The organism is Nocardia salmonicida NBRC 13393 (genome assembly GCF_001613085.1).
Classification (GTDB): domain Bacteria; phylum Actinomycetota; class Actinomycetes; order Mycobacteriales; family Mycobacteriaceae; genus Nocardia; species Nocardia salmonicida.
In genome coordinates this window covers 71,698-93,694 of the sequence record NZ_BDBR01000002.1, presented here as the reverse complement: position 1 = coordinate 93,694, position 21,997 = coordinate 71,698, and the positions used below count along the sequence as shown (strand labels likewise).

At 68.9% G+C, this 21,997-nt stretch carries 18 protein-coding genes and 1 pseudogene; 10 read left to right on the top strand and 9 right to left on the bottom strand.

Annotation, left to right across the window (positions count from 1 at the left end; genetic code table 11):
* The first annotated feature begins 8 nt into the window (after nt 1-8).
* Nucleotides 9-773: an SDR family NAD(P)-dependent oxidoreductase gene (locus tag NS1_RS01035; RefSeq protein WP_062980664.1), complete on the top strand. Its 765-nt coding sequence runs from the start codon at nt 9-11 to the stop codon at nt 771-773.
* Nucleotides 774-939: 166 nt separating this feature from the next.
* Here the strand turns inward: NS1_RS01035 and NS1_RS01030 are convergent, their stop codons facing one another.
* The 4 genes and pseudogenes from NS1_RS01030 to NS1_RS01020 all read right to left on the bottom strand — a co-directional run.
* Nucleotides 940-1,707, bottom strand: coding sequence for an enoyl-CoA hydratase-related protein (locus tag NS1_RS01030; RefSeq protein WP_062980662.1), 768 nt, complete (start codon nt 1,705-1,707; stop codon nt 940-942).
* A complete protein-coding gene (locus NS1_RS01025; RefSeq protein ID WP_084503326.1) occupies nt 1,707-2,978 on the bottom strand; it encodes an acetyl-CoA hydrolase/transferase family protein in 1,272 nt (423 codons plus the stop codon). The genes NS1_RS01030 and NS1_RS01025 overlap by 1 nt, the downstream gene beginning before the upstream one ends.
* Nucleotides 2,975-3,865: an HpcH/HpaI aldolase/citrate lyase family protein gene (locus NS1_RS38755; RefSeq protein WP_084503400.1), complete on the bottom strand. Its 891-nt coding sequence runs from the start codon at nt 3,863-3,865 to the stop codon at nt 2,975-2,977. Before NS1_RS38755 ends, NS1_RS01025 begins: the two co-directional genes overlap by 4 nt.
* A gap of 39 nt (nt 3,866-3,904) precedes the next feature.
* A pseudogene (locus NS1_RS01020) lies at nt 3,905-5,050 on the bottom strand (CaiB/BaiF CoA transferase family protein); the annotation flags it as partial.
* 166 nt (nt 5,051-5,216) lie between these two features.
* Here NS1_RS01020 and NS1_RS01015 point away from each other — a divergent pair.
* From NS1_RS01015 to NS1_RS00995, 5 genes are all read left to right on the top strand, one after another.
* Nucleotides 5,217-6,761: a class I adenylate-forming enzyme family protein gene (locus NS1_RS01015; protein WP_255284364.1), complete on the top strand. Its 1,545-nt coding sequence runs from the start codon at nt 5,217-5,219 to the stop codon at nt 6,759-6,761.
* A 10-nt stretch (nt 6,762-6,771) separates the two neighbouring features.
* Complete coding sequence (locus NS1_RS01010) at nt 6,772-7,557, top strand: SDR family NAD(P)-dependent oxidoreductase (protein ID WP_062980660.1); 786 nt, start codon at nt 6,772-6,774, stop codon at nt 7,555-7,557.
* A 55-nt stretch (nt 7,558-7,612) separates the two neighbouring features.
* Complete coding sequence (gene acuI, locus NS1_RS01005; RefSeq protein WP_281220870.1) at nt 7,613-8,617, top strand: acrylyl-CoA reductase (NADPH); 1,005 nt, start codon at nt 7,613-7,615, stop codon at nt 8,615-8,617.
* A gap of 13 nt (nt 8,618-8,630) precedes the next feature.
* The gene (locus NS1_RS01000) at nt 8,631-9,827 is read left to right on the top strand and encodes an FAS1-like dehydratase domain-containing protein (protein ID WP_062980658.1); all 1,197 of its coding nucleotides are present in this window, start codon (nt 8,631-8,633) and stop codon (nt 9,825-9,827) included.
* A 76-nt stretch (nt 9,828-9,903) separates the two neighbouring features.
* Nucleotides 9,904-11,565, top strand: coding sequence for a class I adenylate-forming enzyme family protein (locus tag NS1_RS00995; RefSeq protein WP_218019879.1), 1,662 nt, complete (start codon nt 9,904-9,906; stop codon nt 11,563-11,565).
* Between the two features lie 12 nt (nt 11,566-11,577).
* On the opposite strand, the gene NS1_RS00990 is transcribed toward NS1_RS00995, so the two are convergent.
* Genes NS1_RS00990 through NS1_RS00970 form a run of 5 tightly spaced genes read right to left on the bottom strand, consistent with a single transcriptional unit; the run spans nt 11,578 to nt 16,718 of the window.
* A complete protein-coding gene (locus tag NS1_RS00990; protein WP_062980654.1) occupies nt 11,578-12,669 on the bottom strand; it encodes an acyl-CoA dehydrogenase family protein in 1,092 nt (363 codons plus the stop codon).
* Nucleotides 12,669-13,835 (bottom strand): acyl-CoA dehydrogenase family protein, encoded by a 1,167-nt coding sequence (locus NS1_RS00985; protein ID WP_062980652.1) that lies wholly within the window; start codon nt 13,833-13,835, stop codon nt 12,669-12,671. The genes NS1_RS00990 and NS1_RS00985 overlap by 1 nt, the downstream gene beginning before the upstream one ends.
* Nucleotides 13,832-14,614: an enoyl-CoA hydratase/isomerase family protein gene (locus tag NS1_RS00980; protein ID WP_062980650.1), complete on the bottom strand. Its 783-nt coding sequence runs from the start codon at nt 14,612-14,614 to the stop codon at nt 13,832-13,834. Before NS1_RS00980 ends, NS1_RS00985 begins: the two co-directional genes overlap by 4 nt.
* Nucleotides 14,611-15,561 (bottom strand): acyl-CoA dehydrogenase family protein, encoded by a 951-nt coding sequence (locus tag NS1_RS00975; protein ID WP_062980648.1) that lies wholly within the window; start codon nt 15,559-15,561, stop codon nt 14,611-14,613. Before NS1_RS00975 ends, NS1_RS00980 begins: the two co-directional genes overlap by 4 nt.
* On the bottom strand, nt 15,558-16,718 hold the full coding sequence (locus NS1_RS00970) for an acyl-CoA dehydrogenase family protein (protein ID WP_062980646.1): 1,161 nt from the start codon (nt 16,716-16,718) through the stop codon (nt 15,558-15,560). The genes NS1_RS00975 and NS1_RS00970 overlap by 4 nt, the downstream gene beginning before the upstream one ends.
* A gap of 118 nt (nt 16,719-16,836) precedes the next feature.
* Between NS1_RS00970 and NS1_RS00965 the strand changes: the two genes are divergently transcribed.
* From NS1_RS00965 to NS1_RS00950, 4 genes are all read left to right on the top strand, one after another.
* On the top strand, nt 16,837-17,640 hold the full coding sequence (locus NS1_RS00965) for a FadR/GntR family transcriptional regulator (RefSeq protein ID WP_062980644.1): 804 nt from the start codon (nt 16,837-16,839) through the stop codon (nt 17,638-17,640).
* A 514-nt stretch (nt 17,641-18,154) separates the two neighbouring features.
* Nucleotides 18,155-19,717: an SMP-30/gluconolactonase/LRE family protein gene (locus tag NS1_RS00960; RefSeq protein ID WP_062980642.1), complete on the top strand. Its 1,563-nt coding sequence runs from the start codon at nt 18,155-18,157 to the stop codon at nt 19,715-19,717.
* 8 nt (nt 19,718-19,725) lie between these two features.
* The gene (locus tag NS1_RS00955; protein WP_373864320.1) at nt 19,726-20,574 is read left to right on the top strand and encodes an SDR family NAD(P)-dependent oxidoreductase; all 849 of its coding nucleotides are present in this window, start codon (nt 19,726-19,728) and stop codon (nt 20,572-20,574) included.
* Nucleotides 20,571-21,953 (top strand): aromatic ring-hydroxylating oxygenase subunit alpha, encoded by a 1,383-nt coding sequence (locus NS1_RS00950; protein WP_062980638.1) that lies wholly within the window; start codon nt 20,571-20,573, stop codon nt 21,951-21,953. The genes NS1_RS00955 and NS1_RS00950 overlap by 4 nt, the downstream gene beginning before the upstream one ends.
* Nucleotides 21,954-21,997: the final 44 nt, after the last annotated feature.

The following is a 21,997-nucleotide window of genomic DNA, read 5'->3' as shown; positions in this document are numbered from 1 at the left end:
GAAACAACATGGATATCAGTGGTAGTTCCGCCATCGTGGTCGGCGGCACCGGCGGGCTCGGGGCGGCCACCGTTCACCGCCTGCACGCCGCGGGGGCGAAGGTGGTCGTCGCCGACGTCGCCGACGACAAGGGCAAGGAACTCGAGGACGAACTCGGCATCCGCTACGTGCACACCGACGCCACCAGTGAGGAGTCCGTGCAGGCCGCCATCGAGGAGGCGCAATCCCTCGGCCCGCTGCGGATTTCGGTCGACACGCACGGCGGTCCCGCCAGCGGCGGACGACTCGTCGGCAAAGACGGCAGCCCCCTCGCGCTCGACGGCTTCCGCACCACGATCGAGTTCTATCTGACCGCCGTGTTCAATGTGCTGCGACTCTCCGCCGCCGCCATCGCCAAGCAGGAACCGCTCGACGAAGGCAGCCGCGGCGTCATCGTCAACACCGCCTCGATCGCCGCCTACGAGGGTCAGATCGGTCAACTCCCCTACGCCGCGGCCAAGGGCGGCGTGGTCGGGATGACCCTGGTCGCGGCCCGCGACCTGTCCCCGTTGGGCATTCGCGTAGTCACGATCGCCCCCGGCACCTTCAACACTCCCGCCTACGGCAAGGCGGCCGAGCAGCTGGAGGTGTACTGGAGCAAGCAGGTACCGCATCCCAAGCGGATGGGGCAGTCGCCGGAATACGGGCAGCTGGTGCAGTCCATCATCGAGAACGACTACCTCAACGGCGAGGTGATCCGCCTCGACGGCGCACTGCGATTCCCGCCGAAATGACCACGGTCGGCACGCCTTGACGCTCGCGACGGTCGATGGAACGACCACCGAGGGCATCCGAACCGGGCTGGGGGAACCGCATTCCCCTCGCCCGGATTCGGCCCACGGGCACGTACCGAATTTCCCGGTGCACCAGCCGAATACGTCGTGGCAGCAGCCGAATGCCTCAACGGCCCAGCCAGATCGGGGTTCGCTTCTCCGCGAACGCGCGCGGACCCTCCTGCGCGTCGGCACTGTCGTAGCACTCGACGGCGGCGGTCCTGGCGGCCCGCAGCGCGTCGGACCGCCCCATCTCGGTGGCCAGCATGACTGTGTCCCGCGCCGCCCGCACCGACAGCGGCGCGCCGCGCAGGATCTCGGCCGCCAGTTCCAGTGCCGCCGTCAGGACCGCGCCCGGCTCGGCGAGGCGGTTGACGAGGCCGACCTCGTAGGCCCGGCCCGCGGTGATCGGCGCGCCGGTGAGCAGCAGTTCCATCATGATCCGCTGCGGGATCATATGAATCAGCGGCGCGGCCCACGGCGAGCTGCGCCCCACCTTGACCTCGGTGATCGCGAACGTCGCCGCCGTGCTCGCCACGCACAGGTCGCAGGCCTGGGCGATCATCCAGCCACCGGCGAACGCGGCGCCGTTGACCGCGGCGATCGTGGGCTTGGACAGCTCGACGGTGTCGTAGGGCAGCGGGAACATCGCGGGCGGCGGCACCCGCATCCCGGTGTCCACCATCTCCTTGAGATCGCCGCCGGCACAGAACGCCTTGTCACCCGCGCCGGTGAGCACGGCGACGCGCAGCGTGGGATCGTGCTCGAAACGATCCCACGCTGCGTACAGACCCGCGCGCACATCGGCGTCCAGACAGTTGCGGGTTTCCGGTCGGTTCAGGGTGATCACGGCGATGCCGTCGGCCCTGGCGTCGAAGAGCACGGCGTCGTTCATCAGAAACCTCGCTGCTGGATCAGGTGGGCGGCCCGGTCGAGCTCCGCCCGGAAGTCGGGATGGGCGATGGCGATCAGTCGGCGCGCGCGCTCGGCCACCGACCTACCCGCGAGTTCGGCCGCGCCGAATTCGGTCACGATCACATCCACCTCGCTGCGCGCGGTGGTCACCGGCCCGGACAGCCGCGCGGTGATCCGGCTGACCGTGCCGCCTTTCGCCGTGGCGGGCAGCGCGATCACGGCGTGCCCGCCCGGTGAGCGCAGGCCGGCGCGGACGAAGTCCACTTGACCACCGGTGCCGCCGAGATAGGCCGATCCGCTCTGTTCGGCGTTCACCTGGCCGGTCAGATCCACCTCGAGCGCCGAATTGAGCGAAACCAGGTTGTCCAGCGTCGACAGCACGGCGGCGTCGTGGGTGTAGGAGGTGGCGCGCATGCCGATCAGCGCGTTGCGGTGGGCGAAGGAATAGAGCCGTTCGGTGCCGATCAGCGCCCCGGTGATCGATATTCCTCGGTCGATGCCTTTGCGGGCGTTGGTGATCGCGCCCGACTCGATGAGATCGACGACGCCGTCGCCGATCATGCCCGAGTGCACGCCGAGGTCCGTGCGATCGTGCAGGAGTCGCAAGACCGCGTCCGGCACCGCGCCGACACCGACCTGCAGGACGGTGCCGTCGCCGATGTAGTGCGCGGCGTGTCCCGCGATGGCGTCGTCGGTCGGGTCGGCGGCGGTCGGCGCGACGGTGACCGGCGCCCGCGAAACCCTGACGGCACAGTCGATGTCGGAGCTCGCGAGCAGCGCGCCGTGGGTGTAGGGCACCCGCTCGTTCACCTCGGCGACCACGACGCGCGCCTTCGTGACCGCGGCCCGGACGTAGTCGCTGATCAGCCCGAGGCTGTGGTTGCCGTGCGCGTCGGCCGGGCTCACCTGGACGAAGGCGATGTCGCACCCGATCGTGCCCGCCTCGATCATCGGCGCGACCCTGCCCACGTGGCACGGGATCACGGTCAGCTTGTGCGCCTTGGTCATCGACCGCAACGTGCCGATCGCTCCCATGCTCGACAGGGCGAAGCTGTCGGCTGTCTCGGGGGTGAACAGTCCCGAGAAGCTGGTGGCGATGAACGCCGAGAGCCCGCCGATCTCGCGACCGCCCGCGATCAACGCTTCGACCAGGGTGGTCGGCTCACCACACGCCTGACCGATGACGATGCGGTCGCCGTGGCGCAGGTATCGACCCAGATCCAGATCTGTCACCTCGGCGCGGACGCTCACGCGCGTCCGCCGGACGCCAACAGCGCCTGCGCGCGGGCCAGGTGCGGACGATCGAGCATGGCGCCGCGATGACCGATGGCACCGACGCCGGGATGGGCGGCGAACAGATCGACGATCTCCTGGGCCGCGGCCAATTCCTCGGCCGACGGGGTGAACGCCGCGTTGATCACCTCGACCTGATCGGGGTGGATGGCGAGCATGCCGCTGTAACCGTCGCGGCGCACCTGCTCGACTCTGGCGCGCAGTCCCACCAGGTCGCGGAAATCGCCCTGGATGGTCTCGACCGCCGCTACCCCGGCGGCGGTGGCGCCGAGCAGACACAGACTCCGCGCCAGCTCGTAGGTGAATCCGTAACTCCCGTCCGGGTTTCGGTTCTCGGCGGCGCCGACCGAATCGGCGAGATCCTCCGCTCCCCAGGTCATCGCGACGACCCGGGGCGCCCCACGGTAGGAGCCGGTGGTGAACATGGCTTCGGCGGTCTCGGTCACCAACACGATGACCTTGGTCGAGCCCTGTTCGATTCCGGCGGCTGCCTCCAGCGCGCTCAGATAGTGGTCGAGGACTTCGACGTCGGCACGACCGCGCGACTTGGGCAGCATGATGCCGCCGGGCCCGGCCGGGACGATGGCCGCCAGATCGGCCAGGGTGTGCGGACCGTCGAGCGGGTTGACCCGCACCCACAGCCTGCTCGCGTCCGCGGGGCGGGCGGTGAGCAGATCGGCGATCATCGTGCGGGCCTGGGCTTTCGCCGCGTCGCGGACGGCGTCCTCCAGGTCGAAGATGACGATGTCGGCCGCGCTCGCCGCGGCCTTTTCCATCTTCCGCCTGCTGTCGCCCGGCGCGAAGAGCCAGGAACGCGCGCGAAAGGCTTCTCCGATACTGGTCATTGCTTCTCCAATTCTTCGGTCGATTCGATGGGGCTGTCTCTCGTCGAGTACTTCCGTGGTGTGGGCGCCGAGTCCGGGCGCGCCGGCGGCGATGCGGCCGGGCGTGCGGGAGAACCAGGTCGGCGGGCCCGGAAAGCGGACGGCGCCGTACTCGGTCTGGACCGTCTCGAAGAATCCGGCCGCGTTCAGGTGCGGGTCGTCGAAGAGTTCGTCGAGAGTGCGGACCGGGGCGGCCGGGATATCCAGCGCGTGCAGCAGATCGAGCCATTCCTGCGTCGTGCGCTCGGCGAACGTCTCGCTCAGCAGGCCGTAGACGGTGTCGATCCGGGCCGCGCGCTGGGCGAGGGTGGCGAAATGCGGTCCGGCCCACGGCGGCTGGACGGCGTCGACGAACGCCGACCACTGCTTGTCGTTGTAGACCAGCGCGCAGACATAGCCGCCGTCGCTGGTTCGGTAGGGCTTGCGATTCGGCGTGACAGCGCGGGGGTACACGGCGGGACCGAGCGGTGGGCTGAACAGCGCGCCGTTGGCGTGTTCCACCAGCATGAACGCGGCCATGGTCTCGAACATGGCGACTTCGACCTCCTGCCCCTCCCCGGTCCGCTCCCGATGGAACAACGCCATGGTGGTGGCGTACAGCGCCGTCAACCCGGCCACCTTGTCCGCCAGGATGGTGCCGACGTAGCCCGCCGTTCCGGTCAGCTGCTCCTGCGCGGAGAGCAGGCCGCTCTCGGCTTGGATGGTGTCGTCGTAGGCGGTGAAATTCGCGTAGGGGCCGCGTCGGCCGTACCCGTAGCAGTTGGTGTAGACGATCGAGGGATTGATCGCCGACACCGCGGCGTAGTCGAATCCGAGTCCGGCGATCGCCGTGGCGCGCATCGAATGGACGAACACGTCGGCGTCGGCGATCAGTGCGCGCAACGCGTCCTTGCCCGACTCCGATCGCAGATCCAGGACCACGCTGCGTTTGCCCCGGTTCACATTGACGAACACCCCGCCCATCGTCGGGTCGGGGCCGACCGAGATGTAGCGGGTGTTGTCCCCGGCGGGCGGTTCGATCTTGACGACGTCCGCGCCCATATCGGCCATGATCTGGGTGCAGTAGGGGCCCATCACCATCGCGGTCAGATCGAGGACACGCAGCTCGGACAGTGGTCCGGAGCGCGTCGTTGTTCGAGGTGCCATCACGGCTCGACCTCTCCTCCGTCACAGGGAACCGGCAGCCGGGAGACGTTGGCGGCCGGGAGGATTCGGCATCGGCGGAAGCCATGTCCAGGAGCTCGCGCGCACTCCGGGACAGCGGGACCGAGCCTATAGTATGAATCATTATAAGAATAGTGAGGAAAGAATCGTGGACGACATCGACAGCCATGACCCACCGAGCTCCCACCGGCCGCGGCGCACGACCGGGACCATCGCCGCGGTACTCGACGCCGCCCGCCGCGACCGCCCCGACGCCGCAGCGGTGGAAGCGGTTTCCGGCGTCTGGACCTATGCCGAACTGAACGATCGGGCCGACCGGGCGGCGGGGGCGCTGTGGTTACTCGGCGTGCGGCCCGGCGACCGGGTCGCCGCCTGCCTGCCCAACGACCTCGACATCGTCGCGGCGTTTCACGGCGCGCAGCGGATCGGCGCGATCTGGGCGGGGATCGGCGAGGCACTCACGGCGAGTGAGCAGCGCTATCTGGACGACCTCTGCGCTCCGATGGTCGTGCTCGCCGGGCCACAGTGCCGAGTGACCTCGTCCGCGGGCGTCGATTCCGACCGATGGGCGGAGCTGATGGCCACCGGCGCGGTGGCACCGCCCGTCGAGACCGAGGTCGACGCGCCTGCCGCCATCGCCTTCACCAGCGGCACGTCGGGACAGCCCAAAGCCGTGGTGCACAGCCAGCGCAACCTGCTCCTGCCCGGCGCGGCTCTCGTCGCCACCCGTGGCTGGGGCCCCGAGCTGCGCAAGGGCGACAGCTTTCCGCTCACCATTCTCAATCTCATGGTCCTGTCCACTCTGCTCACCGCACAGGCGGGCGGATGCGCAGTGGTGATGAACCGCCGCGACGTCGACGGCGTCGCCGATTGGATCGCCACACGGCGGATCACCGTGTGGAACGGCGCGCCCGCCCAGCTCTACGATCTCGCCCGCCGCCCCGATCTCGATCTCAGCTCACTCACCGAGGTGTGGAGCGGCGGCGGCGACACCCCGGAATCGCTGCGCCAGGCGTTCCACGCGGCGCACGGGCTCCTCCCCCGCGTCACCTATGGCCTGACCGAGGCGCCGACCGTCGTCTCCATCGACCCGCCGCGAACCCCGCCGCGTCCCGGAACCTGCGGGCAGGTATTGCCGCAGTACACCGTCGCGGCCTACGACGACGACGGCCACCGGCTCCCGGCGGGCGAGCTCGGCGAATTGCGCCTGAGCGGCACCACCACCGGACCGTGGGCGAATCGGTGGCGACCGATGCTTGGCTACTGGGAACCCGAGGGCATCCGCGCACCGGACCCCGGTCCGATCCCGACCGGTGACATCGGGACCGTCGACGCGGACGGCTGGCTGACCGTGCTCGACCGTAAGAAGCTCGTCATCATCCGGGGCGGGGCGAACGTCTATCCGCTCGAGGTGGAACGAGTCATCGCCGCGCACCCCGCTGTCGCCAAGGTCGCGGTATGTGGCATCGCCGACGACCGGCTCGGCCACCGCGTCGCCGCCGTGATCGAAAGCGGCGGTGTCGCGATCGATGTCGCGGAACTCACCGCACTGTGCCGGCGTGAGCTCTCGCCGTACAAGGTGCCCGAGATCTGGTCCGTGGTCGACGCCCTGCCGGTCAACGCGATGGGCAAGGTCGAGCGGACGAAACTGCCCGCACTCGCCGCCCGACGACCACACTCCACGCAAGCCTGAGGACACCGCCATGACACCCGATCGCGGCACGGCCGCAAGCCTTTTCGACCTCGACGGCCGTGTGGCGATAGTGACCGGCGCGTCGTCGGGCCTCGGCGCCGCGGTGGCATCGACCCTGGCCGCACTCGGCGCCCGGGTCGCGGTGGTGGCCCGGCGCAGGGACCGGTTGACCGCAATCGCCGACCGGATCGACGGATTCGTCGTCGCGTGCGATCTGTCCGAGCTCGACGGCGCCGACGGACTGGAGGCGATTGTCCCCGCGGTCGTCGCCGAACTGGGTCCACCGGAAATCCTGATCAACGCCGCAGGCACGATGTTCACCACCGAACGCGCCGAGGACGAACCTGTCGACGCCATCCGCGCGACCATGGACCTCAACCTCGTCGCGCCGTTGCGGCTGTCGCAGCAGGTCTTTCCGCATATGCGCACGCTCGGGCGCGGCACGATCGTCAACATCTCCTCGATCAGCGGCCGGGTCGGCATCCCCGGCATCCCGCAGGCGTCCTACGCCGCGAGCAAGGCCGGATTGTCCGGGCTCACCGCCGAACTCGCGGTGCAGTGGGCACGGCATTCGATCCGGGTGAACACGGTGGCGCCGGGCTTCTTTCGCAGCGAGATCACCGGACCGCTCTACGAGAGCGAGCGCGCCGCGGCGTATCTGCGGCGCAACACTCCGCTGCCGAAGGAGGGCACCGCCGAGGACATCGTCGGGGCCGTTGCCTGGCTGGCGAGCGACGCGGGCAGCTACGTCACCGGCCAGACGATCGTGGTCGACGGCGGCTGGACCGCACGCTGACCATTGAACAGTCAAGCATTGCTATCCTTAATAGGATTGAAGTAATGTGCTCGCCATGGACGACACGATGGCGGCGATGTTCTCCGCGGTGCTGATCGAAAAAGACGATGCGGGACGAAGAGTCGCGCTGACGAGCGTGGCCGAATCCGCGCTCCCGGACGGCACCGTCGACATCGAGGTCGAGTACTCGACGCTGAATTACAAGGACGCACTGGCGATCACCGGCAAATCCCCCGTGGTGCGCAGCTTTCCGATGGTGCCCGGCATCGACCTCGCCGGCATCGTCACCGACAGCGCGCACCCGGACTGGACCAAGGGCGACCGCGTGGTGCTCAACGGCTGGGGCGTCGGGGAGACCCACTGGGGCGGCCTTGCCCAGCGCGCCCGCCTCGACGGCGACTGGCTCGTACCGCTGCCCGCCGCGTTCACCTCCCGCCAGGCGATGGCGATCGGCACCGCGGGCTACACCGCGAGTCTGTGCGTGAGCGCTCTACTCGACCACGGCGTGCGACCCGAGCAGGGCGAGGTCCTGGTCACCGGCGCGACCGGCGGGGTCGGCGGCATCGCGATCGCCTTGCTCGCCGCGGCCGGCTTCACCGTGGCCGCCGCGACCGGAAAGACCGACGAGGCCGACTATCTGCGTCACCTCGGCGCAACCACGGTGCTCGACCGCGCCGAACTGGCCGCGGGCGGCAAGCCGCTGCAGAAGGAGCGCTGGGCGGGCGTCGTCGACTCGGTCGGCAGTCACACCCTGGCCAACGCCTGCGCCCAGACCCGCTACGGCGGCGCCGTCGCCGCATGCGGGCTGGCGCAGGGCATGGACTTCCCGTCCTCGGTCGCGCCGTTCATTCTGCGTGGGGTCACCCTGTACGGCATCGACAGCGTCATGGCGCCGCGATCGCGACGAGACGCGGCCTGGTCCCGGCTCTCCCGCGACCTCGCGCCGGACGCCATCGAGGCGATCGTCGAGGAGATCGCGCTGGCCGACACGATCGCCGCCGCCGAACGACTCATCGCGGGCACGGTGCGTGGTCGCATCGTCGTCGACGTCAATCGATAGTTCAGGAGCAGTTGTGAGCACAAAGCCGAGCCGACCCGCGATCACCGAACTCGACCTGTCCGACGTCGATCACCGGGTCGGTCAGCCGATCGGCGGCGGCCAACTGTGGGATCCGTGCAGTACCTCCGACATTCGTCGCTGGGTGATGGCGATGGATTACCCCAATCCGGTGCACTGGGATCACGAATTCGCCCGTGCGTCCCGCTTCGGCGGACTCGTGGCGCCGCAGTCGATCGCCGTCGCCCTCGACTACGGGCACGGCGCGGCGCCCGCGTGCGTCGGCCACATTCCCGGCAGTCACCTGATCTTCGGTGGCGAGGAATGGTGGTTCTACGGCTGCCCGGTTCGCCCCGGCGACACCCTGTTCCAGCAGCGCCGCTTCCACGACTACAAGGTCGCCGACACGAAATTCGCCGGGCCGACCATGTTCTCGCGCGGCGACACCACCCACACCAATCAGCACGGCGTGCTGGTGGCGCGCGAACGGTCCACCGCGATCCGCTATCTCGCCGCCCAGGCCGCCGAGCGCGGTCTCTACGAGAACCAGTACGGCACGGTGAAGAGCTGGACCCCTGCCGAACTCGCCTCGGTCGACGCGCTGCGCACCGACTGGTTGATGTCGAATCGACACGGCGTCTCGCCGCGTTTCGACGAGGTGAAGGTCGGAGACACCTTGCCGCGCAGGGTGATCGGACCGCACACGGTCGCCAGTTTCACCACCGAGTACCGGGCGTTCCTGTTCAACATCTGGGGCACCTTCGGCTGGGTCGCCCCGCCCGGCATCGCCGACCCCTGGGTGTATCAGGATCCGGGCTGGGTGGAGGGCTTCGCCTTCGACGAGGAGGGGGCCAAGATCGATCCGCGCAAGCGCGACGGCCTCTATGTCGGACCGTCGCGTGGCCATATCGACGCGGACAAGGCCAGCGAGGTCGGGATGGCACGTGCCTACGGATACGGCGCCACCATGGGCGCCTGGTGCACCGACTATCTCGCCTACTGGGCCGGCTACGACGGCATGGTTCGGCATTCCAAGGCGAACTTCCGCCTGCCCGCCTTCGAGGGCGATGTGACCTACTTCGACGCCGAGGTGATCGGTAAGGACGCGGAGTCGTCGTGGGGCGTTCCGATCGTGCAGATCAAGCTGCGCCTGACCAATCAGGACCTCGGCGTGCTGGTGGACTGCACCGCCGAGGTCGAGCTGCCGTTCTGACGGCGCCGAGACATACGCAGAGAGGCCGATGATGGGCGTGGAGTCCGAAACCGTATCCGCACAGGCTGTTTCGCTCGTGACGGGTCCCGATCTGAGCACCGAACCGGGACTCGGACCGCTCACCCTGCCCGGGTTCCTGCGGGAGGTGACCCAGCGATATGGCGACCGCGAGGCGGTGCTCGCGCGGACCGCCGACGGCGACATCCGCTGGACCTACAGCGATCTGTGGGAGCGGGCCGTCGAGGTGGCCATGGCGCTGCGCGCCTGCGGTCTCGGCAAGGACGGCCGGGTCGGTGTCCTGATGACCAACCGTCCCGAGTGGCTCGCCGCGGTGTTCGGCACCGCGCTCGCGGGCGGCGTCGCCGTCGCCCTGAGCACTTTCTCGACGCGCGCCGAGCTGGACTTCCTGCTGCGCGAGTCCAGCGTCTCGGTGTTGCTGTTCGAGCGCACCGTGGCCGACAAGGACTTCGCGGCGGTGCTGACCGAGCTGGAACCGAAGATCGCCGAGGCGACGCCGGGCGCCCTGCACTCGGCGGCATACCCCTTCCTGCGCGGACTGGCCATGATCGGCGAGGCGGCGGCGAGCACCGCGATCGACACGTGGGACGCGTTTCTCGACCGTGGTCGTGGCACCGCTCGCGAACTGGTCGAGGCCACCGCCGCGGCGGTGCGGCCCAGCGATACCGCGGTGCTGTTCTTCTCCTCGGGCTCGACGAGCACCCCGAAGGGCATCCTCAGCGCCCATGCGGGGGTGACGATCCAGATGTGGCGTTTCCAGCGCCTGTTCGGCTTCGGGCCCGCCGACGACGTGCGGTGCTGGGCCGCCAACGGTTTCTTCTGGTCCGGCAATTTCGCGCAGGCGCTCGGCTCGACGCTCGCCGCGGGCGGCGCCCTCGTCCTGCAACCGACCTTCGTGGCCGTCGAGGCGCTCGAGCTGATGGCCGCGCGGCGAGTGAACTTCCCGGTCGCCTGGCCGCACCAGTGGGCCCAACTCGAGGGCGCGCCCAACTGGGACACCGTCGATCTGAGCGGCATGCGGTTCGTGGACTTCCACACCCCGATCGCGCGACACCCCACGGTGTCGACGAAGTGGTTCGAACCCGGCCGCGCCTACGGGTGCACCGAAACCTTCACCATCGCCACCTGTTTCCCGGCCGATACGCCGACCGAGGTGCATGCGGGCAGCAGCGGTATCGCGCTGCCCGGCATGACGATCAAGATCGTCGACGCGCTCACCGGGACCCTGACGGCGCGCGGCACGCGCGGCGAGATCTGTGTCAAGGGCGCCACCCTGATGCTCGGCTACCTCGGCGTCCGCCGCGAGGAGACCTTCGACGCCGACGGGTATTTCCACACCGGCGACGGCGGCTACCTCGACGAGACCGGTCGGCTGTACTGGGAGGGCAGGCTCACCGACATCATCAAGACCGGCGGGGCCAACGTCTCGCCGCTCGAGGTCGACGCCGCCCTGAACGACCATCCCGGAGTGAAGGTCACCCGCACCGTCGGCGTCGCTCATCCGACGCTCGGCGAGGTCGTCGTCGCGTGCATCGTGCCCCATGACGGCGCGCGTCCGCTCGCCGAGGAGATCCGTGCTTTCCTGCGGGACCGGCTCGCCAGCTACAAGGTGCCGAGGCACGTGCTGTTCTTCGACGACGCGGACATCGCGCTCACCGGGAGCGCCAAGATCAAGTCGAGCGACCTGCGCGAGCTGGCAGAGGCGCGCCTGCGGTCGTGAGCGACTTGCCGTTCAGGCGCCCCAACGGTGCGGCGTCTGAACGGAATACCGCCGGGCCAGCCGCGCGCGATGCTGAGCGGGCGAACCGAACAGCGACCGGTTGAGCGCGGCGCGCTTGAGGTAGACGTGGACGCCGCTCTCCCAGGTGTAGCCCATTCCCCCGTGCAACTGCATCGCCTTGCCGGCGATATCCACTGCCGTCGCGCACGCGTAGGACTTGGCCATCGAGACCGAGGTCGCCGCATCGGCACCGGAGGCGGTGACTGCGCGTACCGCCGCGTCGACCAGCTTCCCCGCGACCGTCACCTGAACGAGCATGTCGGCACACGCGTGCTTGACGGCCTGAAACGACCCGATGGCGCGGCCGAACTGTTCTCGCACCCCGACGTGGGCGACGGTGGCGTCGAGCATCGCCCGGCTCAGGCCGAGACTGTCGCAGGCCACCGCGACAGCGGCCCGATCACGCAGCGCATCGGCCTGATAGCCGTCTTCGAAGTGCCACAACGACTCCGGTGAAACCGCGACGTCCTCGGCGATGATGTCGCCGAAGCTCCGGGTGGCGTCGAGCACCGGTCGCTCGGTGACGAGCAGCCCGCGCGCACGGGGGTCGAGGTCGACGAGGACGACCTCGCCCGCCGGATCGACGGCGGGGACCAGCAGCCGCCCCGCGCCGGGCGCGTCGAGGACGAAATCCGCCGCGCCGCGCAGCAGCGGCCCACGCGGTGAGTCCTCGATCCGAAACAGCTTCTCCTCCATGCCTTCTGCGGCCAGCGCCACGATCGGGACGACGGCGCCCACAGCGGTCTCGCGCAGGAGTCGGTCCCTATCCGGTGTCGGCACAGCATGATCGAGGGCTCCGACAGCGAGCGCCGCGACCGCCGGGTACGGCCCGGACGCGGCGGCCCGACCGATCTCGGTGAGAACCACGGCGACCTCGGCGAAGCCGGCGTCGGCGCCGTCGAACGCCGCCGATACTTCCAGCCCCGGCCATCCCGCTTGCGCGATCGTCGCCCAGCGGGGTGCGGAGTCGGCGAGCAGTTCCCGCGCTACCGCGGCCACCTCGGCGTGCAGCTCGGCGAGGTCGTCGGTGTGGTTCGAGTTCATCACTTCCCTCTGGGCTCGCGAGGTAGGCCGAGGCCGCGCTCGCCGATGATGGTGCGCTGGATTTCGCTGGTGCCACCCGGAATCGTCCACTCCCACGAACCGAGGAAATCCAGCATCCAGGCGCCGGACTCCCAGCCGCTCGACAGCGGCTTTCGTAACTCGGTGTGCGCGGCCAGACCCGCCACCTCGGTGCCGAAGTCGGTCATGCGTTGCAGCAGCTCGCTGTAGTACAACTTCACGATCGAGGCGTCGGCCGGTCCGGGCGCGGCCTCGGCGACGAAGTCGGCGCACAGGGCGCGCAGCCCGGTGAGCTCGATCTCGAGTGCCGCGAGACGGTCGAGCACCACGGGGTCGTCGAGCGGACAGCTCTCGACCAGCCGGCCGAAACCACCGTTGCCGAGTCGCTCGGCCAGTTCCAGCATCGTCATGCCGCGTTCGGCGCCCAGGGTTCGCTGCGCGACCTGCCACCCGATGTTCTCCCGGCCGACCAGACGGTCGGTCGCGATGACCACGTCGTCGAGGAAGATCTCACAGAAGTGCGACTCCCCCGTCGCCTGACGGATGGGCCTGACCTCGACGCCGGGTGACCGCATGTCCAGCAGGAAGTACGAAATGCCCTGTCGCGCGGGCGCATCGGGATCAGTGCGGGCGAGCAGCAGGCACCAATCCGCGTACTGCGCGCCGCTGGCCCACAGCTTCTGCCCGTTGACGACATAACCGTCGGGTCCTCGGCGCGCGGTGGTGGCGAGCGCGGCCAGGTCCGAACCCGCGCCGGGCTCGGAGAAGCCCTGGCACCAGATCTCGCCGTCCAGGATGGCCGGAAGGTGGCGTCGGCGTTGCTCGTCGGTCCCCGCGGCGAGCAGCGTGGCCGCCGCGTGGTGGATCGAGACGAAAGCCAGTACCAGCCGGGGCGCGTCGTGGGCGGCGAGTTCCTGATAGAGCACCACCTGCTCGGCCGACGACATCCCGCCGCCGTATTCCTTCGGCCAGTGCGGCACCGCGAACCCGCCTGCCCGCAATCGCTGGAACCAGGACTGCTGGAACTCGACGAACTCCCGGTCCGAGACGCCGGTCTGGGCTGTGCGCCAGTCGACGGGAATGTTCGTCCGGCACCACTGTCGGACCTCGGTGCGAAAGTCGTCGAGGGTCCGGGACTCCCCCGTCACCGGCTGCGCGCCTGCTCGTGCAGCGCGCGCAGCCGGTCACGGTGCGCGGCGGACTCCATGGTCGCGACCTCCGCCGCGAAACCGGCCTGCATCGGACCACCGAGCGCCTGGGACAGATACATGTTCACGATCCGTTTGGTACCGCGCACGGCCTCGGGCGGCAACGCGGCCAACCGTCGGGCGAGCGCATGCGCCTCGGTGAGCAGGGCGTCGGGGGCGGTGCTGCGGGTGGCGAGCCCGAGCTCGACGGCGGTGGCCGCGCTGATCCGATCACCGGTGAACAGGAACTCCCGCGACCGCAGGATCGGCGTGAGCAACGGCCAGAACGCGGCCCCGCCGTCCCCGGCGACCAGGCCGACCGCGACATGCGGGTCGGCCAGATATGCCCGCTCGGAAATGAGCACCACATCGCACAGCACCGCGAGGCTGCCGCCGAGCCCTACCGCCGGTCCGTTGACCGCCGCGATCACCGGCAGCGGGAAGCGCAGCATCTCCTCGATGATCTGTGCCCCCTCTCTGATGCTCTCGTCGCGTGCGAGGGGATCGTCGAGAAACGAGGTGATCCAGTCGAGATCGCCGCCCGCGCTGAAAGCCCGGCCCGCCCCGGTGAGGATCACGACCCCGGCTTCGGGATCGGCGGCGAGCTGCCGCCAGACATTCGCGAGCGCCCAGTGCAGAGCCTTGTTCACCGCGTTCAGCTCACCGGGTCGGTTGATCACCACGGTGCGGATCGGGCCGTCGCGTTCCACGATCAGTTCGTCGGGCAGGTCGTAGTTCACCCGGTCACCGCCGCGGGGTCCTCGTCGAACAAACCGGTCAGGCCGGTGCGCCCGACGCGCCGCGTCAACGCGTCGCCGGTGCCCGACAATCCGAGCGGCAAACGCCGCAGCGGCAAGCTGTAGCGCGAGAGCCACGACAGCGTCGACTCGTCGCAGAAGCCGATCGCGCCGTGCAACTGGTGGGCCACCCGGAAGACGATCTCGGCCGCCTCGATCGCGGCCGACCGCAGTGCGAGCGCGTCGTCGAGTGCCTCGTCGCGACCCACCTGGATGCTCCACAGCGCGTACTTCGCCAGCACGTCGAGACCGGTGCGCTCCACCTCGGCTTCGGTGAGCTGGAACTGCACGCCCTGCAGTTGCGCGAGCGGCTTGCCGAACTGCTCACGCAGCAGTACGTGGGCGCGGGTGAGATCCATCGCGCGGTCGAGCATGCCGAGCAATGTCCAGCACGGCAGCACCAGCCCGAGTGCCACGTCGGCCGCGCCGTCGTCGTCGAGATATCCCAGCTCGAGCGAGGTCACGAACGACGAGCCGCGTGGCGACCGCGACGGTCCTACCGCCACATTGCTGCGGCGGCCCGACAATGTAACTGCCGCCCACCGCAATTCGAGGTCGGCGACGGGCGCCTCCGGGCGGTGGTCGGCGATCACGAGCAGGCCGTCGACCTCGAGATCGACGGGCCGCGAGAGCCGTTCGGCCAGCGGATAGGGCACAGCCCAATAGCCCGCGCTACGGCACAGCGCAGCCGCCGCCTCCAGCTCGTCGGCATCGTTGCGCGGGTCGAGATCCCAGGCACCCAGTCCACTCAGCACCGGCGCGACCAGACTCGCGCGCCGCCCCGGTTCACGCTCCGCGAGCTGAACCAACTGGTCACCGCCCGCCGCTTCCAGCGCGCGCGAGGCCTGCGAGCCGAACTCGAGCGCATCCGCGCTCAGATCGATGTTCACGACACCGCCAGCAATGCTCGGGCCAGCAGAATCCGCTGCATCTCGATACTTCCCGAGGCCACGGTCGCGGCTTGCGAATAGCGCCAGTGCTCCTCGGACTCGCGGCGGAACCGTTGAAGCCCTTCATCATTCGAGGATTCGGTCGATCCGGCGTAGGCGGCGATCTCCACCAGCACCTCGGCGCTGTCCTGGTCGAGGGTGGTCACCGCGATCCGATAGGCCGCGGCGTCGCTGGGACGTACCCGGCCGACACGTTGCAGCGCGAGCACCCGATAGGCGAGCAACCGAGCCCGCCGGCAATGGGTCAGCATGCGCGCCCACCGGCCACGCAGTTCGGCGGGCAGTTCGTCCCACCGGTCACCGAGCGCCGTGGGCGCGGCGCGCAGCAGACGTTCGCACCGGGCGTAGCGGGCGATACCCACCCGCTCGAAGGCCAGCACCTCCTGGACCACTTTCCAGCCCTCGTCGACCGGGCCGAGCACATCGGCTTCGGTGACCCGCAGATCGTCGAAGAAGACCTCGTTGAGGTGGTGCGGGCCGATCATGGAGCGTATCGGGCGAACGACGATGGCCGGGTTGGACATCGGGACGAGAAAGATCGTCAGACCGGACTGCTTGCGTTCCCCGGTCGAGGTCCGGGCCAGCAGGAAGCACCACTGGGCCATCGCGGCGTAGGAGGTCCAGACCTTCTGACCGGAGATCCGCCAGCCGTCACCGTCGCGGCGGGCCGCGGTGCGCAACGACGCCAGGTCCGAGCCCGAATCCGGCTCGCTGAAACCCTGACACCAGATCACCTCCCCGCGCGCGATCGGGGGCAGATGGGTCCGCTGCTGGGCCGCGGTGCCGTGTCGCATGATCGTCGGCCCCACCCAGTTCACGCCCATGTATTGCGCGCCGCGGGGCTCGTGATGCGCCCACATCTCCTCGCGCACCACGGTCTGTTCCCAGAGCGAGGCATCGCGGCCGCCGAACTCGGCGGGCCAGGCCAGACAGAGCAGACCCCGTTCGGCGAGCAGACGGGAAAACCGCTGGGCAGCAGCGAAATCGGCCGGATCGTCGGTGAAGGCGCCCAGAAAATCAGCCGGGACGTGCTCGTCCACCAGTCGGCGCAGCTCCCCCCGCAGGTCCGCGGCAGCCGTACCCATCGTGAAATCCATGATCAGACTGTAGTTAATCCTCATAAGGATAGCAATATTTGACAGCATAAGGATAGCAATACTTGAATGGTTGACCCGCGATCAATTACACTCCCGCCATGGACGATCGGCGGGTTCGTTGACCACCCCGAGACGGGGCCGGGTTCCGCAGCGCCGCATCGCGGAAACCGTCGCGGCGGAACTGCGCGACCACATCCTCTCCGACGACAACTACCGTCTCCCGACCCAGGATCAACTGGTCAAGGACTTCGGCGTCAGCTATCCCTCGATCCGGGAATCGCTGCGCATCCTGGAGACCGAGGGCTTGGTCACCGTCCGCCGCGGCAATGTCGGAGGCGCCGAGGTACACCGACCCGACGAGGTCTCGGCGGCCTATCACCTCGGCCTCGCCCTGCAGGGCGCCCGGGTGACACTGGGCGATCTCGCGTCCGGACTACAGGCGCTCGAGCCGATGTGTGCCGCCGAATGCGCCCGGCGCGAGGACCGCGCCGAAGTGGTCGTCCCCGCCCTCCAGGCCGCCGTCGACGCCTCGGCCACCATGGTCGGCGACGGCGTGGCCTTCACCCAATCCGCCCGCGAGTTCCACGATCTCGTCGTCTCGTTCACGCCGAACGTGACCGTCCGCTACGTCGTCAGCACGCTCGTGGCCCTGTGGTCAGCACAGGAGCAAGCCTGGGCGGAAGCGACGACCCGACGCGGCGAGTACCCCTCCGAGGCCGACGCGCAAGACGCCGTGCGCTTCCATCGCCGGCTCGTCGACGAGATCGCCGCGGGTCGAGCGGAGGAGGCCGAGCGGCTGGCGCGCGCACACCTGGCCGCGACGCAGGCAGTGGTGCTCGAACGTTTCGACGGCGGCGTCGTCAACGCCTCGTCGGCCATGTCACGCCAGTCGATCCAATCCAGCCACCGCGCACGTATCTAGCCGCACCCGCGGGCCCGGTCGAGCTCCCTTCGACTTCGCGCGTTCGAATCAAGGCCGACGCGGGTTGCCGATTCACGGCGGGGCACAACAACATTCACCCCTGCCGTGCCGTCGCTAGCGCCACGACACCCAGCGGCCGCACGCCGCTGCGTTCACCCCGGCTGACGGACACCAGCCTCGCGTCGCCACTCCTGCCGCCGGACTCGGCGCCCACTCGCGCCTAGCTCTCCTGACAATTCTTCACAAAAGCGCACGTCAACAGCAGTAGAGTGCGACTTGCAAGCAATGAGATTGCGATTCTCTCTCGTCGCGCATGCTAAACAATCCTTACAAGGATAACAATACTTGTAATGCTCACCACTTGCTGGCAGGCTCCGATCCACCGACGAAGTGGTCCGCATCACGATCCGGCGATCCGGCCGAGTGCGACGCCACCCCTCGCGGACCCCGACGCTCTCACCCCGGAGGAGGCCCCACCGTGACGCAAGGGGCGCGCTACATCAACACCACAGCAATGAGCCTCGCCGAAGGGTGGAGCTTGGAACGCCTCACTCCGCCGAGCCGGCTCTTCGGCGCGAACGGTCTGCGCACCGGCCCCGACGGGCGCGTCTATGTCGCCCAGGTGACCGGCAGCCAGATCAGCGCACTCGACATCACGACCGGTCGACTCGAGACGATCAGCGCCAAGGGCGGCGACATCATCGCGCCCGACGATCTGGCCTTCGACGACCAGGGCAATCTGTTCGCCACCGAGGTGATGGACGGGCGCGTCAGCATGCGCGGCGCCGACGGCCGGACTCGGGTCCTGCGCGACGACCTGCCGAGCGCGAACGGCATCACCGTGCATCAGAACAGATTGTTCGTCAACGAATGTCGTGTCGGCGGGCGACTGATGGAACTGTTCACCGACGGCAGTGAGCCCCGCGTTCTCGCGGAGAACCTCGCGATGCCCAACGCCATGGAGGTCGGCCCCGACGGGCTCCTCTACTACCCGGTGATGGGCACCAACGACATCTGGCGCATCGACCCGCTCGGGGGCGAACCCGAACGAGTGGTGGGCGATCTCGGTGTCCCCGACTCGGTGAAGTTCGACGCGGCGGGCAACATCGTCTCCACCCAGGTCAGTACCGGCGAGGTGCTGCGCATCGATCCCCGCACCGGTGAGCGCACCGTGCTGGCCACGCTGAACCCCGGTTTGGACAACTGCACCTTCGTCGACGGCAGGCTGTTCGTCTCGAACTTCACCGGCGAGATCACCGAGATCCTCGACGGCGGCCGGACCCGCACAACCCTGCCCGGCGGCCTGAACTGGCCGCTGGATCTCACCGTCGACAGCGACGGCGAACTCTACGTCGCCGACGGCACCTACTTCTATGTCCTGCGGCCGGGAAGCGCGCCGGAGACGGTGGGGATGCTGTTCAGCCCCGGCTATCCGGGCTTCATCCGCGGCGTAACCGCTGTCGGCGCAGGCGAATTCATCGTCACCACCTCGGGCGGTCAGATCACGCGCTACCGGCCCGCGACCCAGGAGAGCGAGGTGCTGGCCGACGAACTCGACCAGCTCTACGGTGTCGCGGTCGCACCCAGCGGTGACATCGTCGCCACGGAGTTCGGCACGGGCAGGGTGCTGGCCGTGCGATCCGGCGGCCGCGTCGAACAGCTGGCCGCCGACCTGCACCAGCCGATCGGCGTCGCGTTCACACCGGACGGGACCTGCCTGGTCGCCGAATCCGGTGCGGGACGCATCGTTTCGGTGAGCAGCGCCGGCGTCGACACGGTGGTGGACGGCCTGGAGCAGCCCCAGGGAATCCTGGTGCGCGAGGGCGCGCTCTATGTCGTCGATGTCGGCAGCAAGTCGCTGATCAGCGTGGATCTCGCGACCAAGGTGCGCACCACGCTCGCTGAGAACCTGCCGGTCGGCGCTCCGCCCGGAGTCACGCCCAAGCCGCTGCGCGGATTGCCGCCGTTCTCCGGACCGCAGGGCCCCTTCGCCGGGATCACCGCCGGACCCGACGGCACGCTGTACCTGTCGGCCGACGCCGAGGGCAGCGTGCTCGCGCTGCGACGCACGCCATGAGCCGGGCCGTGCCGACCGATCTCACCGGACGCGTCGTCGTCGTGTCCGGCGCGGCGGGCGGCGGGATCGGGACCTCGGTGGTCGAGATGGTCGCACGGGCCGGGGCCACCGTGATCGCGGTGAGCCGATCTCCGGACAACCTCGCCACTCACGTCGATCCGCTGGTGGCGCAGGGGCTCTCGATTGTTCCGGTGGCCGCCGACGCCTCGACCGACGACGGCATCGCCACGGTGCTCGCGCAGATCCGCGCAACCGAGGGCGAGCTGCACGGGCTGGTCAATGTCGCCGGCGGCGCCGCGCCGGCGACGTGGATGCCCGCGCTGCGGGTGAGCCGCGCGGATTGGCGCGCGTTGTTCACCCAGAACCTGGAAACGATGTTCTTCATGAGTCAGGCTGTGGCCGCCGAACTGAAAGCACGACAGCGGCCCGGCTCGATCGTGTCGATCTCCTCGATCAGCGGGATGAACACCGCGCCCTTCCATATCGGCTACGGCACAGCCAAGGCCGCGCTGGTGGCCGCGACCCGGACACTGGCCGTGGAACTCGCCGCCGACGGAATCCGGGTGAACGCCGTGGCCCCCGGAGTGACCAAGACCCCGGCCTCGGCCACCTATGTCGGCGAGGACGCCGAGCGCGACCGCCGGGCCATCGCCATGGGCCGACGCGGTCGACCTGACGAGCAGGCGGGCGCGATCTTGTTCCTGCTCTCGGACCTGTCGACCTACATCACGGGCCAGACCCTGCTGGTCGACGGCGGGCTCGACCTCAAGTGGACCCACCTCGACGCCGACCACACCTCCCTGTTCCTCGAGGACGCCGCGTTCCGAGCCGCCATCACCCGTGAGGAGAAGCCATGACCGACACTGTCGACAACATCGAATCCGCGGTCGCCGCAACCGAAGAAGCGCTGTCGACGCCGCGCACCATCGGCGTCGAGGCCTATCTGTCCGAGGAGTACGCCCGCGCCGAACGCGACAAACTGTGGGCCAAGGTGTGGCAGCAGGTCGGCCGGGTCGAGGAGTTGGCGAAGGTCGGAGATTTCCTCACCTACGACATCCTCGACGACTCGATCATCGTGACGCGGTCGGGACCGGACACCCTTCGCGCGTACTACAACGTCTGCTCGCATCGGGGTCGCAGGCTGGTCGACACCGCCCCGTACTCGCGCGATACACACGGCAGCTGCAAGCAATTCGTCTGCGGTTTCCACGGCTGGCGCTACGACCTGGAGGGCAACAACACCTTCGCGGCCGAGCAGCAGGACTGGCCGCGCGGTCTGACCCCGGACAAGACTCGGCTCTCCCAGGTCAGGGTCGACACCTGGGGCGGGTGGATCTGGATCAACATGGACCCCGACGCCGAATCGCTGCGGGACTATCTGGAACCGGCCGCGAGCCTGCTCGATCCGTTCCAGCTGGAGAACATGCGCTACCGCTGGCGGCGCTGGTTGGTCTTCGACTGCAATTGGAAGGTCGCGCTGGAGGCCTTCATGGAGACCTACCACGTGCCCTACACCCACCCCGAGTTCATGAACTTCGGCAACTTCCTCGGATGGTCGCGCGCCCAGGGCAAGCACAGCAACATCGGCTACGACGCACCGAAAGGTATGGAGGAGAACCAGGCGAAATTGCGGCTCGGGGCCGGGCCGGACGCCCGCATGTCCACGGCCGAACTACAGAACTTCACCTGGGAGAACGCCAACACCAACACCACGAGGACCCTGGTCGACGCCGCGAATCGCCTAGTAGCCGAACTGCCGGAGGGCACGCCGGCCGATCAGGTGCTCAAGCACTGGCTGCAATCGGCCAGGAACTACGACGCCGACCGCGGAGTGGTGTGGCCGACGGTGGACCCGCAGGTGGTCGCCGCCGCCGGTACCGCATGGCAGATCTTTCCCAACTTCCAGATCGGTCACGCGCTCAACAACATGCTCTGCTACAGCGCCAGACCCTTCGGCTACGACCCGGACAAGTGCATCTTCGAAGCCGCGGTCTACGAACTGTTCCCGGCGGGCCAGGAGCCGAAGACCGAGTGGGAGTACACCGCCGAGGACGATCCGGCGTGGCGCACGGTGCTGCCCCAGGACTTCTCCAACATGGCCGCGGTCCAACGGGGCATGAAGACGCGCGGGTTCTCCGGACCCAAGCCCAACCCGTATCGCGAACGCAGCGTCGTCAACCTGCACCACAACCTGGCCACCTACATGGGCACCGGCGCACCGCGCGATCTCGCCTGAGTCCCGTGCCCCGCTCACCCGAAACACCGCATCACACCGAGGAA